The sequence below is a fragment of the Planomonospora algeriensis genome, from assembly GCF_977012225.1.
In genome coordinates, this window is the sequence record NZ_CDRNDK010001201.1 from 1 (window position 1) to 214 (window position 214).

Consider the following 214-nt stretch of genomic DNA (forward strand, 5'->3'; position numbering starts at 1 on the left):
CGAAGAAACCGGGATCGAACTCCGCCGCGTCGTACAGGAACCCGCCGTGCCGGGCGTAGGAGGTGCCGTGGTTGTCGGGGTCCGGGTCGTAGAGCCGCTCCAGATCCCACCCGCGATCGGACGGGAACTCACCCACGGCGTCCGTCCCGGCCGCCACCAGCTCCCACAACTCCTCCGGCGAGGACACCCCACCCGGGAAACGGCACGCCATCCC

Annotated in this window: 1 protein-coding gene; it reads right to left on the reverse strand. The window is 70.6% G+C overall.

Going from position 1 to position 214, the window contains the following annotated elements; all coding sequences use genetic code 11:
- A partial coding sequence (locus tag ACWJ6R_RS38420) for a beta-ketoacyl synthase N-terminal-like domain-containing protein (RefSeq protein WP_449066859.1) occupies positions 1-187 on the reverse strand: 187 nt, incomplete at its 3' end.
- Positions 188-214 lie beyond the last annotated feature (27 nt).